The sequence below is a fragment of the Frigoribacterium sp. CFBP9030 genome, from assembly GCF_034045195.1.
GTDB lineage: Bacteria > Actinomycetota > Actinomycetes > Actinomycetales > Microbacteriaceae > Frigoribacterium.
Genome location: NZ_JAXCWG010000018.1, coordinates 1 through 14,739, shown reverse-complemented (window position 1 = coordinate 14,739; position 14,739 = coordinate 1). Strand labels below are relative to the sequence as shown.

The following is a 14,739-nucleotide window of genomic DNA, read 5'->3' as shown; positions in this document are numbered from 1 at the left end:
GGCACAGAGAAATGCCCGGGTCGAGACCCGGGCATCACTCGTGCGTCCGTGCGGTGAGGACCTACTGCGTGGCGACGGTGATCGTCGCGACGCCGACGAGCAGCTCGTCGGGCACCAGGTCCGTCTCGAACGTGGTGTTCAGCAGCTCGGCCGCCTCGGAGCTGACGTGGACCGTCGTGCCCTCGAGGACGGCGTCGGTGCCCTCGGTGCGCAGCGGCTCGAGCGTGCCGCCCCAGAGGTTGAAGAGGTAGGCGTGCCCGGCGGCCGGCTCGCCGTTGACCGAGACGTCGCCGTAGAGCTTCGAGGCACCGGGGTCGATGTCGAAGTTCGTCAGCTCGACGACCGTGTCGCCGGAGCTGAGGCTGATGCCCGAGCCGTCGTGCTGGATGTCGCCCTGCACGTACGGCCGCACCTCGCCCTCGGGGTCGTAGTACGAGACGTTGCCGCCCGTGATCGGGAACGAGAACGCGCCGTCGGCGAAGGTCGCGTCGCCGACGGGGGCCGGCGTGAGACCGAGCAGCGTGAGCGCGCTGGTGAAGCTCTCGTCGACGGCGACCTGCGTGTCGACGCCGCCGCTCAGATCGGGCACGACGGCCAGCGGGGTGGCCTCCGATTCGGGCAGCTCGGGGTTCTCGCGGTGGATCGGGGCCGTGTTGTTGCTCTCGGAGTCCGACGTCGAGTAGCACGCCGTCAGCGAGAGGGCGAGGCCGCCGGCGACGGCGACACCGAGGACGGTGCGGACGAGTGACGGGCGTGAGGTGAGGCGCATGGTGGTTCCTTCGTTCGGTCGGGTCGAGCTAATCACACCTGGTCGGACGGGATGAAACGGTCGACCTTGCGGTGCCAGCGCTGCCCGAGCAGGCCGCCGAGCACGGCGCCGACGAAGCTCAGCACCACGACGAGGCCGATGAACACGATCGACTCGATCGACATGGCCGAGGCGTCCGTCGCGCCGTCCGCTGCGGTCGCGCCGCCCAGCGACGAGAAGTCCGCGCCGAGCGACACGTAGGCGACGACCGCGAGGATCAGCCCCACGACGACACCCCAGAGCCAGGTGGCCAGACCCTGCTTGAAGCCCGAGAAGCGGGCGACGCGCGAGGCGGTGAACCCGCCGATCAGGTAGCCGAAGAACACGACGGCGAGCACGACGACGGCGGTCACGATCGACAGCACGTCGCCGTTGTCGGTGGCGAACCGCTGCATGCCGGTGAAGGCGTTCGACGAGCCGTCGGCCGATGCGGCGACCCAGGCGCCGACGATGCCTCCGTAGATCGCCATGATGACGAAGCCGAAGCCCGTGGCGGCGAACCAGCCGAGCAGACCGGCGCCGAAGCGGATGCCGCTGAACTCCTCCTTCTGCTGCGTGAGCAGATCGCGACGGACGGCCACGTGGTTGATCCCGCCGTCGGCGACGAGCGGGTACGAGCCCGTGCCGGGCTGAGCCGGGTACGAGGCGGAACCCTGAGTCGGGCCGGCGACGGTGGGGGCGTCGTCACGCGAACGCGAGCCGTGCTCCGCAGCCGAGGAGGCGCGGGTCGGGTCGGACGCGATCGGCGCGACCACGGTGGGGGCGTCTCCGTCGCGGTCGGTCCGGTCGTCGCCCACGGTGCGGTCGCGGTCGCTCGCGTCGCCGTGGTCGCCGCGCGAGGCCTCGGCGGCCCGGAGGGCCTCGTCGTCGTGCAGCGTGCGGCGCTGGTTGTCGTCACCGCTCGTGGCGGACCAGGCGCGTGCGGGCGGAGCCGTGGGGGCGACCATCGGCGGCACGGCCGCGGTCGGCGCGTCGGCGTCGCGGGTGTCGCGGGTGCCGTCGTCGTCGCGTGCGTCGGCGGGGACGGGCTCGATGACCTCGGTCTCGCCGTCGCGGACGTCGCGGTCGCCGCCGTCACGGTCGCGGACGTCACGGTCGCTGCCATCGCGGACGTCACTGCCGTCGCGGTCGGCGGCCACCGGCGCGGCGAACGGGTCGTTCGAGGGCACGGGCGCGCCGGCCTCCGAGGCGTCGGCGGGGGCGGTCGCCGGGAACGCCGGGGCGCCGAAGTCGACGGCGGGCGCGTCGGCCGGTGCGGACGCCCCGCGGTCGTCGTAGGCGCCGTCCGACTCGTCTCGGCGGTCCTCCGGGGCGACCGCGGGCTCGCGCGGTGTCGTCTCGTCGGCGTCTCGGTCGTGGTCGGGGCGGTCGCTCCCGGGAGTGCGTGCGTCCGTCATGTCAGGCTCCTCGTACGTCGTAGCCCGTGGTCCGGGCCCTGTGATCCTCCTGAACGGTACGCCCCGCGGGCTCCCGAGGCCGGGAGGCCCGCCCGACCGAGGGAGGACTCCGCACCGGGGCGACCGGTAGCGTGGTGCCGACCGACGAGCGAACCGAAGACGAGGACGTCATGACCGACACCGCCGACAGCACTCCGACGGGGGCCATCCCCACGCAGACCCCCGGGTCGTCCGACCGTGCGGCGCGCCGCCGGCCGAACCCCGACATCGCCCGTTCCTGGCTGCTGGTGCCGGGCACGGCGCCCGACCGCTTCGACTCCGCGGCCGCCTCGCGCGCCGACCAGATCGTGCTCGACATCGAGGACGCCGTCGACCCGGCCCGCAAGCCCGCCGCCCGGGCCGACGTGGTGTCGTGGCTGCGCGACGGCGGCAGGGCCTGGGTCCGCATCAACGACCACTCCACCGAGTTCTGGTCGGACGACGTCGACGCGCTGCTCGGACTCCCGGGTCTGCAGGGCGTGATGCTCGCGAAGACCGAGGCCCCGGAGGACGTCACCGAGACCTTCGACCGGCTCGGCGGCTCGCTCCCCGTGCTGGCGCTCGTCGAGTCCGCCCTCGGCATCGAGGAGAGCCCCGCGATCGCGAAGGCCCGCGGCGCCTACCGCCTCGCGTTCGGCAGCGGCGACTACCGCCGCGACACCGGCACCAGCGCTGACGACCTGGCGATGGCCTACCCCCGATCGCGCCTCGTGGTCGCCAGCCGCATCGGCGGTCTGCCCGGCCCGATCGACGGTCCGACCGTCGGCAGCAGCCACCCGGTGCTGCGCGAGCAGTCGTCGGTCGCCGTCGCCCTCGGCATGACCGGCAAGCTCTGCCTCGACGTCGAGCAGCTGCCCGTCATCAACGAGGTCATCAGCCCCACGCCGTCGGACGTCGCCTGGGCGCAGGACTTCCTGGCCGACTTCGAGAGCCGCGGCCGCGTCATCCGCGACGGCAGCGACCTGCCCCGCCTGGGTCGCGCGCAGAAGATCGAGAAGCTGGCCTCGGCGTTCGGCGTGCTGCCCTCGAGCTGACCCGGGGATCCACGGACAGAAGGAGGCGCACCCACCCGGGTGCGCCTCCTTCTATCTGTCCAGATGGTTGACAGACGATAGTCGGCGACATATCTTTGACGCATCGCGACACGTTGTCACGAGCAGACCACATCCCCGAGAGGAGTACCCCATGGGTACCGACACCATCTTCGAGAACGACGGCGACCCTCGTCGCCACCACCATGACTCCGACGAGCGCGGCGCGACGTCCGGCTCCGACCCGTTCGGCCACGGCTCCGGCGGCCGGGGTCGCTTCGGTCGACCCTTCGGGCGCGGCTTCCGCCCCGGCCAGGGCTTCGGCGGCTTCGGCCCCGGCGGACCCGGCTTCGGCGGCCCCGGGTTCGGCGGCCCCGGCTTCGGCCCGGGTCGCGGCGGGCGTGGCCGTGCCCGCCGCGGCGACGTGCGCCTCGCCATCCTGTCGCTCCTCGCCGACGCCCCGTCGAACGGCTACGGCCTCATCAAGGCGATCGCCGAGCGCACCGACGGCGCCTGGAAGCCGAGCCCCGGGTCCGTCTACCCGACGCTGCAGCAGCTCGTCGACGAAGAGCTGATCGTCTCCGACGAGGCCGCGTCGAAGAGCGTCTTCAGCCTCACCGACGCCGGCCGCGCCCACGTCGCCGAGCACTCCGCCGAGATCGAGAAGGCGTGGGCCGCGACGGCCGACGACGCCAGCGACTCCGACCGCGAGTTCCAGACCAGCCTGATGAAGCTGATGGGCGTCGTGAAGCAGTTCCACCACGACGGCAGCGAGGCGCAGCGCGTCGCCGCCACCGCGAAGCTGGACGAGACCCGGCGCGCGCTCTACGCGATCCTGGCCGACTGACCCGCGCCGCGCCTCCTCGGCGGCGGGTGCGAGCCCTCGCGGCACGGGCTCTCGGAGCACGGGGTAGCGGTGCGAGCCCGCGGGGCGCGGGGGTCGCGGTGCGGGCTCTCGGAGCACGGGCTCTCGGCGGGCGCGCAAGGTGCCGTGCCAGAATCTCGCGCCGTGACCGACTCGACCCTGCGCCCGCCCCTGCCCGACGACATGTCGCAGGCGGTCACCGTGCGGAGAGACGACGACGTCGCGCCGAGTCTCGCCAGCCCGTGGCGTGAGGTCCGCATCGACTTCGTCGTCCCCGAATCGTCGGCGGCCGCGGCAGGGGAGGTCCGGCGGCTGCTGCCCGAACCCGAGCTGCACTGGGCGCCGGGGCTGCGACGGGGCACCCTCGCCGTGCTGCCGCACCCCGCCGCGCTGACCCGCGTGCTGCTGAGCTGGGAGTGGACCGTCGCCGCGGCGGACTTCTCGGTGCACTCGTTCGACGACGCACCGTTCTCCGCCGACGAGAGGGCGGCACTCGAGAGCTGGCTGCGCAGCGCCGCTGCGCGCCTGCAGCTGCTCGACGGCGCGCTCGAGGCGGCCGTGGAGCGGGCCGTGACCGACGTGGCGTCCGGCAGCGACCGGAGCGCGCCTCCTGCAGGGGTCCCCGACGGGCCGGTGGTCGGAGCCGTCCTCGGCACGCGGGTCGCCGTGCCCGACGCCCGTTCGGCGCACCCGCGAGTCGACGTCGCGCTGCCCGACGGGGCCGACCCGGGGTGGGAGGTCTTCGTCGACGCCGTCGACGGCGAGCGACTCGGCTATCGCCGCACCCTCGACGACGACGGCGAACCCTACGCGTTCAGCTATCTCGTCGCCGACCATGTCGACGACGTCTCACCCGACGACCTCCGGCACTGGCACGATCAGCACATCCACCGGCAGCTGCTCGCCGACGACGTGCGGCAGGCCTACGTGCACCTGCTGGCGGGTCTCGACGCGCCCGCATCGGTGACGTACTCGGGCTGACAGCGACCCGGCGGCCCGACGACGGACCCGGCCCCGTCGGCCCCGTCGCTACGGGCGCTCGTCGACGATCGCGACGAACCGGCTGCCGACGCCGGCGACCTCGCGACGGGCGAGCCCGGGCTGAGGGTCGGGGAGCTCGTCGACGCCGTGGTCGTCGCAGCTGAGCCAGGTGTAGTCGGGCCACCACTTCTTGGGCCGGGCGGCCTCGTGGAACCCGCAGACGACGCAGGCGAGGTCGACCCAGACCGGCTTGCCGGTGCGGTTGGCACGCGACTGCACGAGCCAGGCTGGCGGCGACTTCTCGAGCTCGACCAGCTCGTCGACGGTCAACCGGGCGGGGATGCCGTGCCGCTTGGCCATCTCGAGCGGGATGTCGAGTTGCAGGGCGGCGTCTCGTCGCGTGATCACGGCACCCACCTTAAGCGACCGACGACCGCGACGCAGCACCCGTGAGGCGGTCGGCGCTCAGGCGAGCACCCGCTCGAAGCAGATCGACGTCGGGATGGTCGTGATGTAGGGCTCGTAGGTCGGGATCGGAGTCCAGCCGACCTTCTCGTAGAGCGCGACGGCGTCGGGCTGACGGTCGCCCGTCTGCAGGATGAGGCGTCGAGCCCCGGCCGCGCGGCCGATCGAGTCGAGCTCGGCCATGATGAGCCGACCGATGCCCCGGCCACGACGGGCGCCGTCGACGATGACCCTCTTGACCTCCCATTCGCCGTCGCGGTCGTAGAGAACGGCGTGCCCGACGGCCTCTCCGTCGTCGGCCACGACCAGCACGGTCGCTCGGACGTTCTCGGGGTGGACCGTCAGTGCGGCGTCACGGGCCGCGGCCTTCTCGGCGGGCTCGTGGGGGTCGCGGCCGACCGAGTAGACGGCCGTCATCTCGGCGTCCATGCGGGCGCGGAGCTCGCGGGCGCGGGGGTCGTCGTAGTCGACGCGTTCGAGGTGGAGGGGAGGGAGCTCGGTACGGGGTGCGTTCGTCACCCGACGATTCTCCTCCTTCTCGCGCCTCCTCCGTGCCGCCGAGGAGGCGCGGTTCGAGTCCGCGAGGAGGCGCGGGTGGAGCCCGCGAGCGGCGACTAGCGCAGGCTGACGCCTCGTGCCGACATGAACGGCACCGGGTCGGTCGAGCCGCCGTTGATGCGCGTCTCGAAGTGCAGGTGGCAACCGGTCGAGTTGCCGGTGGAGCCGACGAGGGCGATCAGCTGACCGGCGGCGACCGACTGGCCGTTCGCGACTCGGATGCCGCCGTTGACGATGTGTCCGTAGGCGGTGCTGACGCCGCCACCGTGGCTGATGCGGACGTAGTTGCCGTACCCGCCGTAGTAGCCGGCGTAGCTCACGGTGCCCGACGACGCGGCGTAGATCGGGGTCGAGCAGCCCGGTGCCAGGTCGACGCCGTCGTGCAGCTTGTAGACGCCGGTGACCGGGTTGATGCGATAGCCGTAGGGGCTCGACATGTAGCCGCCGCTCGGGCGGACCCAGCCGCCACCGCCGCCGCCACCGCCACCGCCACCGCCACCGGTCGAGGGGGCCGGGGTCGAGGGTCGGCTCGGCGCCGGGGCCGACGGGGTCGGGGCGCTCGGGCGGGCGGCTGCTGCGGCCTGAGCGGCTCGAGCGGCCTCGGCCGCTGCGGCGGCAGCCTGCTGCTGCTGACGCTGCAGCTCGGCGGCGACCCGGGCGGCCTCCTCTTCGCGGGCCTTCTTCTCGGCGGCCAGACGCTGGCGCTCGGCCTCGACGCCGGCCTCGTAGTCCTGCTGGGTCTTGGCGGTGGTGTCTTGCAGCACGGCGAGCTGGGCCTGCAGGGTCGCCTCGTTCTCCTGCTGCGCGGTGACGGCGGCGAGGGCGGCGTCCGACGCGGCCTGCGCCTCCTGCATGGAGCTCTCGGCGTCGTTCCGCAGACCGACCAGCGCCTTCTCGGCGACGGCGGCCTGATCGCTCAGCGACGCGGCCACGTTGCGGTCGGTGACCGCCTGCTCGCGGATGCCGTCGGCCTGCTCGGTGATCTTGCTCATCGCGCCGAGGCGGTAGAGCAGATCACCGGCACCGGCCGAGTCGCCGACCAGCTGGGTCGAGACGTCGCCGCCGCCGGTGCGGGCGAGCTGAGCCGAGACCTGACCGGCCCGCTGCTCGCTCTCGTCGGCGACCCTGTTCTGCTCGTCGACCTGCTTCTGAAGCTCGGCCAGCTTCGATGCGGCCTCGTCGGCGTCGCTCTGGGCCGCTTCGAACTCGGCGCCCTTCGCCTCGGCCTCGGCCTGGGCGTTCGCGGCGTCGCTCTGCAGCTGGCCGAGCAGCGACTGGAGCTCCTGGATCTGAGCGGCCTTGGTGTTCTCGTTCGCGACCGCGGCTCGGACGTCGTCCCAGCTCGGGTACGTCGCGGCCTTCGCCGGCGAGGCGCCCATCACCGTCCCGCTGACCACGAACGCCAGGGCGAGCAGCACCGTCAGGACGGCGGCGGGCAGGCTCCGGAGGTGGGAGGCGGACGCGGGGGAAGTCACGGAGGTGGAACCAATCTCGAAGTCGACACCGGTACGGGGAGGCAGGAAGCGACCGCACGAAGTCCGGGGAACCCGCTCAGCCTAAGTGCCAGACCACCGAAGGGTAAAGCCTGGGATGAATGTTGACGCAGGGCGGCCTGTCCCCAATCGGGGTGTCTCATGCGTTCACACGAGTCACACGAGTCACACCCGTTCGCCGAGATGTACCCCGCGGTGTCCCCTGAGCGGCACCGCAGCGGCCCCCCGGACGGCAGGAGGCGCGGGCCGGGTCAGACCGTCGGGCGGCCGCTCGGCTCGTCGTCGCGGTACGCCGAGTTGAGGCGTCCGAGCGACTCGGCGAGGGCCGCGACGTCCGCGGCCTCCCACCCCTCGAGGCGGGCGGCGAGAGCCTCGCGGTTGGCCTCGATCGACCGGGCGAGGAGCGAGAGCCCGGACTGCGTGACCGACAGCGCGCGCCCTCGTCGCGGCTCGCGGTCGTCGTCGCCCTGGATGAGCCCGAGCTCGGCGAGGTTCGCGAGCTGCCGCGACACCGTCGACCGGTTGAGCGAGAACTCGGCCGCGAGGTCGATGGCCCGACGACCCGGCTCGGCCGCGATGACGTCGAGCAGCGAGTGCTCGACGAAGGTCAGCGGCGAGCTGCGACGACGCGCCCGGGCCACGGCCCGGCGCGAGACCAGCTCGAGCTCGGCGTAGACGTCGTCGATGCCGGTCGGTGCGGGGTCGGTCACGGTCCGAGCCTAGGCCGCACGGGCGCGACTCGGATCGGGCGGGCAGACTGCGGCCATGGCGACGACGCGGAACTGGTCAGGCACTCTCACGTACTCCGCCTCGCGCATCGTCAGGCCCGAGTCGGTCGCCGAGCTGCAGGAGGCGGTGGCCGGCTCGACGCGGATCCGCGCCCTCGGCACCCGCCACTCGTTCAGCGACGTCGCCGACGGCACCGGGGTGCTCGTGTCGACCACGGCCCTCCCCCTCGACCTCGTCGTGTCCGCCGACCGCCGGTCGGCGACCGTGGGCGCGGGCGCCACGTACGGTGCCGTGGCGCAGGCGCTCGAAGCCGAGGGTCTCGCCCTCGCGAACATGGGGTCGTTGCCGCACATCTCGGTCGGCGGCGCCGTCTCGACCGGCACGCACGGCTCGGGTCGCCGGCTGCAGAGCCTCGCCGGCTCGGTCGCCGCCCTCGAGATCGTCGGCCCCGACGGTGCGATCCGCTCGGTGCGGCGCGGCGACGCGGAGTTCGCCGGCAGCGTCGTCGCGCTGGGGGTGCTGGGGGTCGTGGTCCGCATCACCCTCGACGTCGAGCCCTCGTACCGCATGCGGCAGGACACCTTCGTGGGGCTGCCCTGGTCGAGCGTCGACGACCACCTCGTCGAGGTCATGTCGGCCGGGGCGAGCGTCTCGTTCTTCCATGAGTTCGACGACCGCATCCGCGAGGTGCTCGTGAAGTCCCGGGTGCCGGCCGATGCGCACGACGTGACGGTGCCCCGGCGACTCTTCGGCGCCTCCCGGGCTCCGGTCGACGAGCACGCCGAGGTGACGGGCGGCTCGCAGACGCCGATGGACGGCAGCGTCGGCGCGTGGCTCGACCGGCTGCCCCACTTCCGCCTCGATGCCACGCCGTCGAACGGGTCCGAGCTGCAGAGCGAGCACTTCGTCGCACTCGGCGACGGTGCGGTGGCGCTGCGGGCCGTCCAGCTGCTCGGAGACGACCTCCGCCCGCACCTGCACACCTGCGAGACCCGCACGGTCGCCGGCGACGACCTGTGGTTGAGCCCCACCCCCGTCGACAGCCTCGCCATCGCGTTCACGTGGCGGAAGCACCCCGTCGAGGTGGCGGCCCTCGTCGAGCGGGTCGAGGAGGCGCTGCGTCCCTTCGCACCGCGCCCGCACTGGGGCAAGCTGACGTCTCTCCCGCCCGCGTCGATCGTCTCGCGGTATCCGCGGTTCGGCTCGTTCGTCGAGCTGATGCGCGACGTCGACCCGGGTGGCACGTTCCGCAGCCCCTACATGGACCGACTGCTCGGCTAGAAGCCCTCGCCGGTGGGGTCGGCGTCGGTGTCGTCGTCGAGCTCGGGGCCGCCGACCGGGGCGCCCTGCCAGGCGACGAGCCGCCAGCCCGACGCCGGATCGCCCTCGAGCACGACGACACCGGTGTTCTCGAGCGGATGCTGCGCCACGAACTCGGCGGACCCGTGCGATCGGGAGCCGCACCAGCCGCGGATCGCGGCACCGTGACTGACCACCGCGACCGTCTCGTGACCCGAGGCGACGGCGCCCGCCACGGCGGCGTCGAAGCGGGCGAAGAACTCATGGCCGTCTTCGGAGCCGGGCAGCCGCCGGTCGAGATCGCCGGACACCCACGACACGACGGCGCCCAGGTAGGTCGACACCGCGTCGTGATCGCTGCGCGCCTCGAGCTCGCCGGCGATGACCTCACGGAAGCCGGCGACCTCGATCGGCTCGAGGCCGAGCGCTGCGGCAAGGGGCGCCGCCGTCTCGTGCGTGCGTCGCAGCGTGCTCACGTAGAGGGCGCCGATGGACTCGTCGGCGAGCGCCGCGGGCACCGCTGCGGCCTGCCGTCGACCGAGATCGGTGAGACCCGGGCCGGGTGCGGCGGTGCCGAGTCGGCCGACGACGTTGTCGGGGGTCTGACCGTGGCGGATGAGGAGGAGGCGCATGCCGACCACCCTAGAGGGGGCCTCCGACACTCCTCAGCGGCGGTCGGTGGAGGTGGCGCCGGCCGCCGCGTCGGCCGCGGCGCGCTCGCGGCGGCCCCGCAGCACGCTCCGCAGCCCGGCGATCAGGACGGGTGTCACCGAGAGCAGCACGAGCACGATCGCCCACACGTCCACGTGGTCGCGGATCAGCGGGATGCCACCGAGCAGCGAGCCGAGCACCACCATGCCGACGGCCCACACGAAGGCGCCGACGACGTTGAAGAGGAGGAACTTCGGGTAGCGGTAGCCCGCCGTGCCCGCCGCGAGGGGCACGTAGGTGCGGACGATCGGGACGAACCGGCCGAGGATCAACGAGACGCCGCCGTACTTGGCGAAGAACGCCTCGGCCTTCTCGAGGTGCGCCGTCTTGAGGATCCGCGCGTCGGGCGTGAACCAGCGCCGGCCGAAGCGGTTGCCGAGGAGGTACCCGACCTGGTCGCCGAGGAACGCCGCGACGAAGGCGCAGAGCGCGATCGTCCAGACCTGAAGGCCCAGGGCCTCGTGCAGCAGCCCGGCGGTGAAGAGCAGCGAGTCGCCGGGCAGGAACGGGAACAGCACCCCCGATTCGATGAAGATCATGATCGAGATCCCGGCGAGGGCCCACGGCCCGAGCGCGGGCAGCAGCGACTCGGGGTCGAACAGCAGGAATCCGCCCGAGGCGGCGGGCAGGGCGGAGGCGAGGAGGGAGGCGGTGGTCACCGGAGGACTGTAGCGTCCGCGCCTCCGGACACCGCGCCTCCTCGTCCCTTCGGAGGACTCCGACCGCGCCCGATCTCGTCCGCCCGAGGGATATCGCCCGTGAGGGCCGGCTCCTAGGCTGACCTCTGGACGAGGCCGCCGCTGGCGGCCCCACGACCTGCGACAGAGGAGACATCCCACCGATGATCGAAGCCCATGGCTTGACCAAGAGGTACGGCGCCAAGCTCGCCCTCGACGACGTGTCGTTCACCGTCAGGCCCGGTCTCGTGACCGGGTTCCTCGGACCGAACGGCGCCGGCAAATCGACCACGATGCGCATGATCGTCGGGCTCGACCGGCCGACGGCCGGCTCGGTCACGGTCAACGGCCGTCGCTACGCCGACCACACCGCACCCCTGCACGAGGTCGGCGTGCTGCTCGACGCCAAGGCCGTGCACAGCGGCCGCTCGGCGGCGGACCACCTGCTCGCCATGGCGGCGACCCACGGCATCGGCAGATCCCGCGTCAAGGAGGTCATCGCCCTGACCGGTCTCGAATCGGTGGCGAAGAAGCGCGTCGGCGGCTTCTCGCTCGGCATGGGGCAGCGCCTCGGCATCGCGGCGGCCCTGCTCGGCGACCCGGCCACGGTCATCCTCGACGAGCCCGTCAACGGCCTCGACCCCGAGGGCGTCGTCTGGGTGCGCACCCTGGCGCGGCACCTCGCGGGCGAGGGGCGCACCGTGTTCCTCTCGTCGCACCTGATGAGCGAGATGGCGCAGACCGCCGACCACCTCATCGTCCTCGGCCGGGGCCGCGTGCTCGCCGACTCCCCCGTCAGCGACGTCATCGCCCAGGCCTCGGGCGAAGCCGTGCGCGTCCGCAGCCCTCGGGCCGACGACCTCGTTCGACTCGCGCAGACGCACGACGTCGCCGTCACCCCCGTCGAGCCCGGCCTCGTCGAGCTGCGCGGCATCACCGCCGAGCGCGTCGGCGAACTCGCCGCTGCGTCCGGCATCGTCCTCCACGAGCTGACCCCGCTGGTCCGCTCGCTCGAAGACGCCTACATGACCCTGACGCAAGACTCGGTCGACTACCACGCCGGAGGCGCGCCCACCACGGCCGCGTCCCCCACCACCGAAGGGGCCCAGCGATGAGCACCAGCGCTCCCACCAGACAGTCCCGTCCGCGCTCCGCCGGGGGCGGGGTCACCTTCGGCGGCGTCCTGCGCTCCGAGTGGATCAAGCTCCGGAGCCTCCGCTCCACCGTGTGGTGCTTCGCCATCATCGCCGTGCTGATCATCGGATTCGGGGCGCTGTTCAGCGCCGTCGCCTCCGGCTTCGAGGGCATGGAGTCCACGCCCGAGCAGCAGCAGTCGCTCGCGGCGTCGGTCACCACCATCGGCGTCGCCTTCGCGCAGCTGGTCGCCGCCGTGCTCGGCGCGCTGATCATCACAGGCGAGTTCGGCACCGGCATGATCCGCTCGACCTTCGCCGCCGTGCCCCGCCGCACCCCGGCGCTCATCGCGAAGCTCATCATCGTGGCCATCGGCACCTTCGTCGTCTCGGCCATCAGCCTCGCCATCACGTCGCTGCTCGCCGTGCCCCTGCTGCGCGGCGTCGACATCGAGCTCGACCTCGCCGACGGGAAGTACTGGCTCTCGATGCTCGGCGCGGCCGCCTCGGTCGCGTTCATGGCCATGATCGCGTTCGGTCTCGGCATGATCATCCGCAACAGCACGGGCGCCATCGCTGCGGCCATCGGAGTCGTCTTCGTGGTGCCGATCCTGTTCTCGATCGCCATGGGCCTCGTCTCGGGCACCTGGGTGTACTCGCTCAACGAGTTCATCCCGCCGACCGCCGCCTCGCGGATCTACGAGTACGTGGTCGACGGCAGCTCTATGCTGACCGCTCCCGCCGTCGACGGAGCGATCCGACTCGAGCCCTGGCAGGCGCTGCTCGTGCTCGTCGGCTGGGTCGTGGCGCTGTTCGCGGCCGGGCTCGCCCTCGTCAAGCGCCGCGACGTCTGACCCACCCGCACCGCGCCTCCTCGGCGCTCTGGACGGTCCGGTTCGACCCATCCTCACGGATCGGGAAGAACCGGACCGTCTCGTGCGTTCGGACGCACAGGCACACCCGCCGTCACCCTCGAGGAGCCCCATTTGACCAGCGCGACATCCCCGGCGACGACCACCGAGCCCCTCGACGACGACGGGACGGCGGCGCGCAACAAGCTCGTCATCGGCCTCCTGCTCGTCTCGGCGTTCGTCGTCATCCTGAACGAGACGATCATGGGCGTGGCCCTGCCGAGCCTCACCCGCGACCTCGACATCACGGTCACGGCCGGCCAGTGGCTGACCACCGGCTTCATGCTGACGATGGCGGTCGTCATCCCGATCACCGGGTTCCTCCTGCAGCGGTTCAACACCCGACCCGTGTTCATCACGGCCATGAGCCTGTTCAGCCTCGGCACCGCCATCTCGGCCGTCGCACCCGGGTTCGGCGTGCTGCTGCTCGGCCGCGTCGTCCAGGCCTCGGGCACGGCCATCATGATGCCGCTGCTCATGACGACGGTGCTCACCCTCGTGCCGCCGGCGACCCGCGGGCGCACGATGGGCAACATCTCGATCGTCATCTCGGTCGCTCCGGCGATCGGACCGACCATCTCGGGCGTCATCCTCAGCGTGCTCGAGTGGCGCTTCATGTTCATCCTCGTGCTGCCCATCGCGCTCGCCGCGCTGGCGCTCGGAGCGGCCCGCGTGAAGAACGTGACCACACCGAAGAAGGTGCCGCTCGACGTGCTGTCGGTGATCCTGTCGGCCTTCGCCTTCGGCGGCATCGTGTTCGGGCTCAGCTCGATCGGCGAGGGCGCCGAGGCGGCCGTGCCGGCGTGGGTGCCGCTCGCCGTGGGCGCCGCCGCGCTCGTCGTCTTCGTGCTGCGTCAGCGTTCGCTGCAGCGCCACGACCGCGCCCTGCTCGACCTGCGCACCTTCTCGTCGCGCACCTTCACCATCTCGGCGACCGTGCTCGGCATCGGCATGATCGCACTGTTCGGCACGTTGATCGTGCTGCCGATCTACCTCCAGAACGTGCACGGCCTCGACCCGCTGTCGACCGGTCTGCTGCTGCTGCCCGGCGGGCTCGTGCAGGGGCTGCTGTCGCCCGTGGTCGGTCGCCTGTTCGACAAGCACGGCCCCACCGTCCTGCTGGTGCCCGGCACCATCCTGGTCAGCGCCGTGCTGTGGTTCATGTCGACCGTCTCGGAGGCGACCCCGATCCCGATGATCCTCGGCGCGCACGTCGCCCTCAGCATCGGACTCGCGTTGATGTTCACCCCGCTGTTCACGTCGGGGCTCGGCTCGTTGCCGTCGAACCTGTACTCGCACGGCAGTGCCATCGTCGGCACTGTGCAGCAGCTGGCCGGCGCAGCCGGGACGGCGGTGTTCATCACGGTCATGACCCTCGCGACGACGGCCGCCGCGCGCGGTGGCGTGGTCGACGTCGCCGCGACCGGCGCTGGCGTGCGGGCGGCGTTCCTCGTCGGAGCGATCATCTCGGTGTTCGCCGTCGTCGGAGCGTTCTTCGTCCGCCGCCCCGCACAGGACGCCCCGCCCGTCGCGCACTAGCCCCGCCCCTGGCGCCCCGTGGCCTCGCTCACGGGGCGCCGGGCCCCTGGTGGAGCGCCCGCCCGGGGGCCCCGGGCGTGGCGCCCGGGGCGCCGGGCGTGGC

At 72.6% G+C, this 14,739-nt stretch carries 15 protein-coding genes; 7 read left to right on the top strand and 8 right to left on the bottom strand.

The window, feature by feature from the left end; all coding sequences use genetic code 11:
• Positions 1-61: 61 nt before the first annotated feature.
• Positions 62-769 (bottom strand): hypothetical protein, encoded by a 708-nt coding sequence (locus SOM13_RS14375; RefSeq protein WP_192058938.1) that lies wholly within the window; start codon positions 767-769, stop codon positions 62-64.
• Between the two features lie 32 nt (positions 770-801).
• Positions 802-2,205, bottom strand: a complete 1,404-nt coding sequence (locus tag SOM13_RS14370) for a hypothetical protein (RefSeq protein ID WP_320480103.1) — start codon at positions 2,203-2,205, stop codon at positions 802-804.
• 206 nt (positions 2,206-2,411) lie between these two features.
• Here SOM13_RS14370 and SOM13_RS14365 point away from each other — a divergent pair, with 206 nt between their 5' ends.
• From SOM13_RS14365 to SOM13_RS14355, 3 genes are all read left to right on the top strand, one after another.
• On the top strand, positions 2,412-3,278 hold the full coding sequence (locus tag SOM13_RS14365) for an HpcH/HpaI aldolase/citrate lyase family protein (RefSeq protein ID WP_371740671.1): 867 nt from the start codon (positions 2,412-2,414) through the stop codon (positions 3,276-3,278).
• Positions 3,279-3,429: 151 nt separating this feature from the next.
• Entirely contained in the window at positions 3,430-4,122 is a 693-nt protein-coding gene (locus SOM13_RS14360) for a PadR family transcriptional regulator (protein WP_320477781.1), read from the top strand.
• A gap of 162 nt (positions 4,123-4,284) precedes the next feature.
• A complete protein-coding gene (locus SOM13_RS14355; RefSeq protein ID WP_320480102.1) occupies positions 4,285-5,121 on the top strand; it encodes a hypothetical protein in 837 nt (278 codons plus the stop codon).
• Positions 5,122-5,169: 48 nt separating this feature from the next.
• On the opposite strand, the gene SOM13_RS14350 is transcribed toward SOM13_RS14355, so the two are convergent.
• The 4 genes from SOM13_RS14350 to SOM13_RS14335 all read right to left on the bottom strand — a co-directional run bounded on the left by SOM13_RS14350 (position 5,170) and on the right by SOM13_RS14335 (position 8,347).
• Complete coding sequence (locus SOM13_RS14350) at positions 5,170-5,529, bottom strand: hypothetical protein (protein WP_192058949.1); 360 nt, start codon at positions 5,527-5,529, stop codon at positions 5,170-5,172.
• A 57-nt stretch (positions 5,530-5,586) separates the two neighbouring features.
• On the bottom strand, positions 5,587-6,105 hold the full coding sequence (locus tag SOM13_RS14345; RefSeq protein ID WP_243215817.1) for a GNAT family N-acetyltransferase: 519 nt from the start codon (positions 6,103-6,105) through the stop codon (positions 5,587-5,589).
• A 95-nt stretch (positions 6,106-6,200) separates the two neighbouring features.
• Entirely contained in the window at positions 6,201-7,619 is a 1,419-nt protein-coding gene (locus tag SOM13_RS14340) for a peptidoglycan DD-metalloendopeptidase family protein (RefSeq protein WP_320480101.1), read from the bottom strand.
• A 269-nt stretch (positions 7,620-7,888) separates the two neighbouring features.
• Entirely contained in the window at positions 7,889-8,347 is a 459-nt protein-coding gene (locus SOM13_RS14335) for a MarR family winged helix-turn-helix transcriptional regulator (protein ID WP_320480100.1), read from the bottom strand.
• A 55-nt stretch (positions 8,348-8,402) separates the two neighbouring features.
• Between SOM13_RS14335 and SOM13_RS14330 the strand changes: the two genes are divergently transcribed.
• Entirely contained in the window at positions 8,403-9,647 is a 1,245-nt protein-coding gene (locus tag SOM13_RS14330) for an FAD-binding protein (protein WP_320480099.1), read from the top strand.
• Here SOM13_RS14330 and SOM13_RS14325 read toward each other — a convergent pair.
• Positions 9,644-10,297: a histidine phosphatase family protein gene (locus tag SOM13_RS14325; RefSeq protein WP_243215815.1), complete on the bottom strand. Its 654-nt coding sequence runs from the start codon at positions 10,295-10,297 to the stop codon at positions 9,644-9,646. The two genes, SOM13_RS14330 and SOM13_RS14325, sit on opposite strands and share 4 nt — an antisense overlap.
• A gap of 33 nt (positions 10,298-10,330) precedes the next feature.
• Complete coding sequence (locus SOM13_RS14320) at positions 10,331-11,035, bottom strand: DedA family protein (RefSeq protein WP_243215814.1); 705 nt, start codon at positions 11,033-11,035, stop codon at positions 10,331-10,333.
• 182 nt (positions 11,036-11,217) lie between these two features.
• Between SOM13_RS14320 and SOM13_RS14315 the strand changes: the two genes are divergently transcribed.
• The 3 genes from SOM13_RS14315 (at position 11,218) to SOM13_RS14305 (ending at position 14,636) form a co-directional block, all read left to right on the top strand.
• Positions 11,218-12,168, top strand: coding sequence for an ABC transporter ATP-binding protein (locus SOM13_RS14315; RefSeq protein WP_243215813.1), 951 nt, complete (start codon positions 11,218-11,220; stop codon positions 12,166-12,168).
• Positions 12,165-13,040 (top strand): ABC transporter permease subunit, encoded by an 876-nt coding sequence (locus tag SOM13_RS14310; RefSeq protein ID WP_243215812.1) that lies wholly within the window; start codon positions 12,165-12,167, stop codon positions 13,038-13,040. The genes SOM13_RS14315 and SOM13_RS14310 overlap by 4 nt, the downstream gene beginning before the upstream one ends.
• Positions 13,041-13,172: 132 nt before the next feature.
• Positions 13,173-14,636 (top strand): DHA2 family efflux MFS transporter permease subunit, encoded by a 1,464-nt coding sequence (locus SOM13_RS14305; RefSeq protein WP_192058963.1) that lies wholly within the window; start codon positions 13,173-13,175, stop codon positions 14,634-14,636.
• Positions 14,637-14,739: the final 103 nt, after the last annotated feature.

Coding starts and splice junctions, on each gene's coding strand:
- SOM13_RS14325 (WP_243215815.1), bottom strand. CDS start 10,297: ATGCGCCTCCTCCTCATCCGCCACGGTCAGACCCCCGACAACGTCGTC.
- SOM13_RS14360 (WP_320477781.1), top strand. CDS start 3,430: ATGGGTACCGACACCATCTTCGAGAACGACGGCGACCCTCGTCGCCAC.
- SOM13_RS14315 (WP_243215813.1), top strand. CDS start 11,218: ATGATCGAAGCCCATGGCTTGACCAAGAGGTACGGCGCCAAGCTCGCC.
- SOM13_RS14330 (WP_320480099.1), top strand. CDS start 8,403: ATGGCGACGACGCGGAACTGGTCAGGCACTCTCACGTACTCCGCCTCG.
- SOM13_RS14310 (WP_243215812.1), top strand. CDS start 12,165: ATGAGCACCAGCGCTCCCACCAGACAGTCCCGTCCGCGCTCCGCCGGG.
- SOM13_RS14370 (WP_320480103.1), bottom strand. CDS start 2,205: ATGACGGACGCACGCACTCCCGGGAGCGACCGCCCCGACCACGACCGA.
- SOM13_RS14375 (WP_192058938.1), bottom strand. CDS start 769: ATGCGCCTCACCTCACGCCCGTCACTCGTCCGCACCGTCCTCGGTGTC.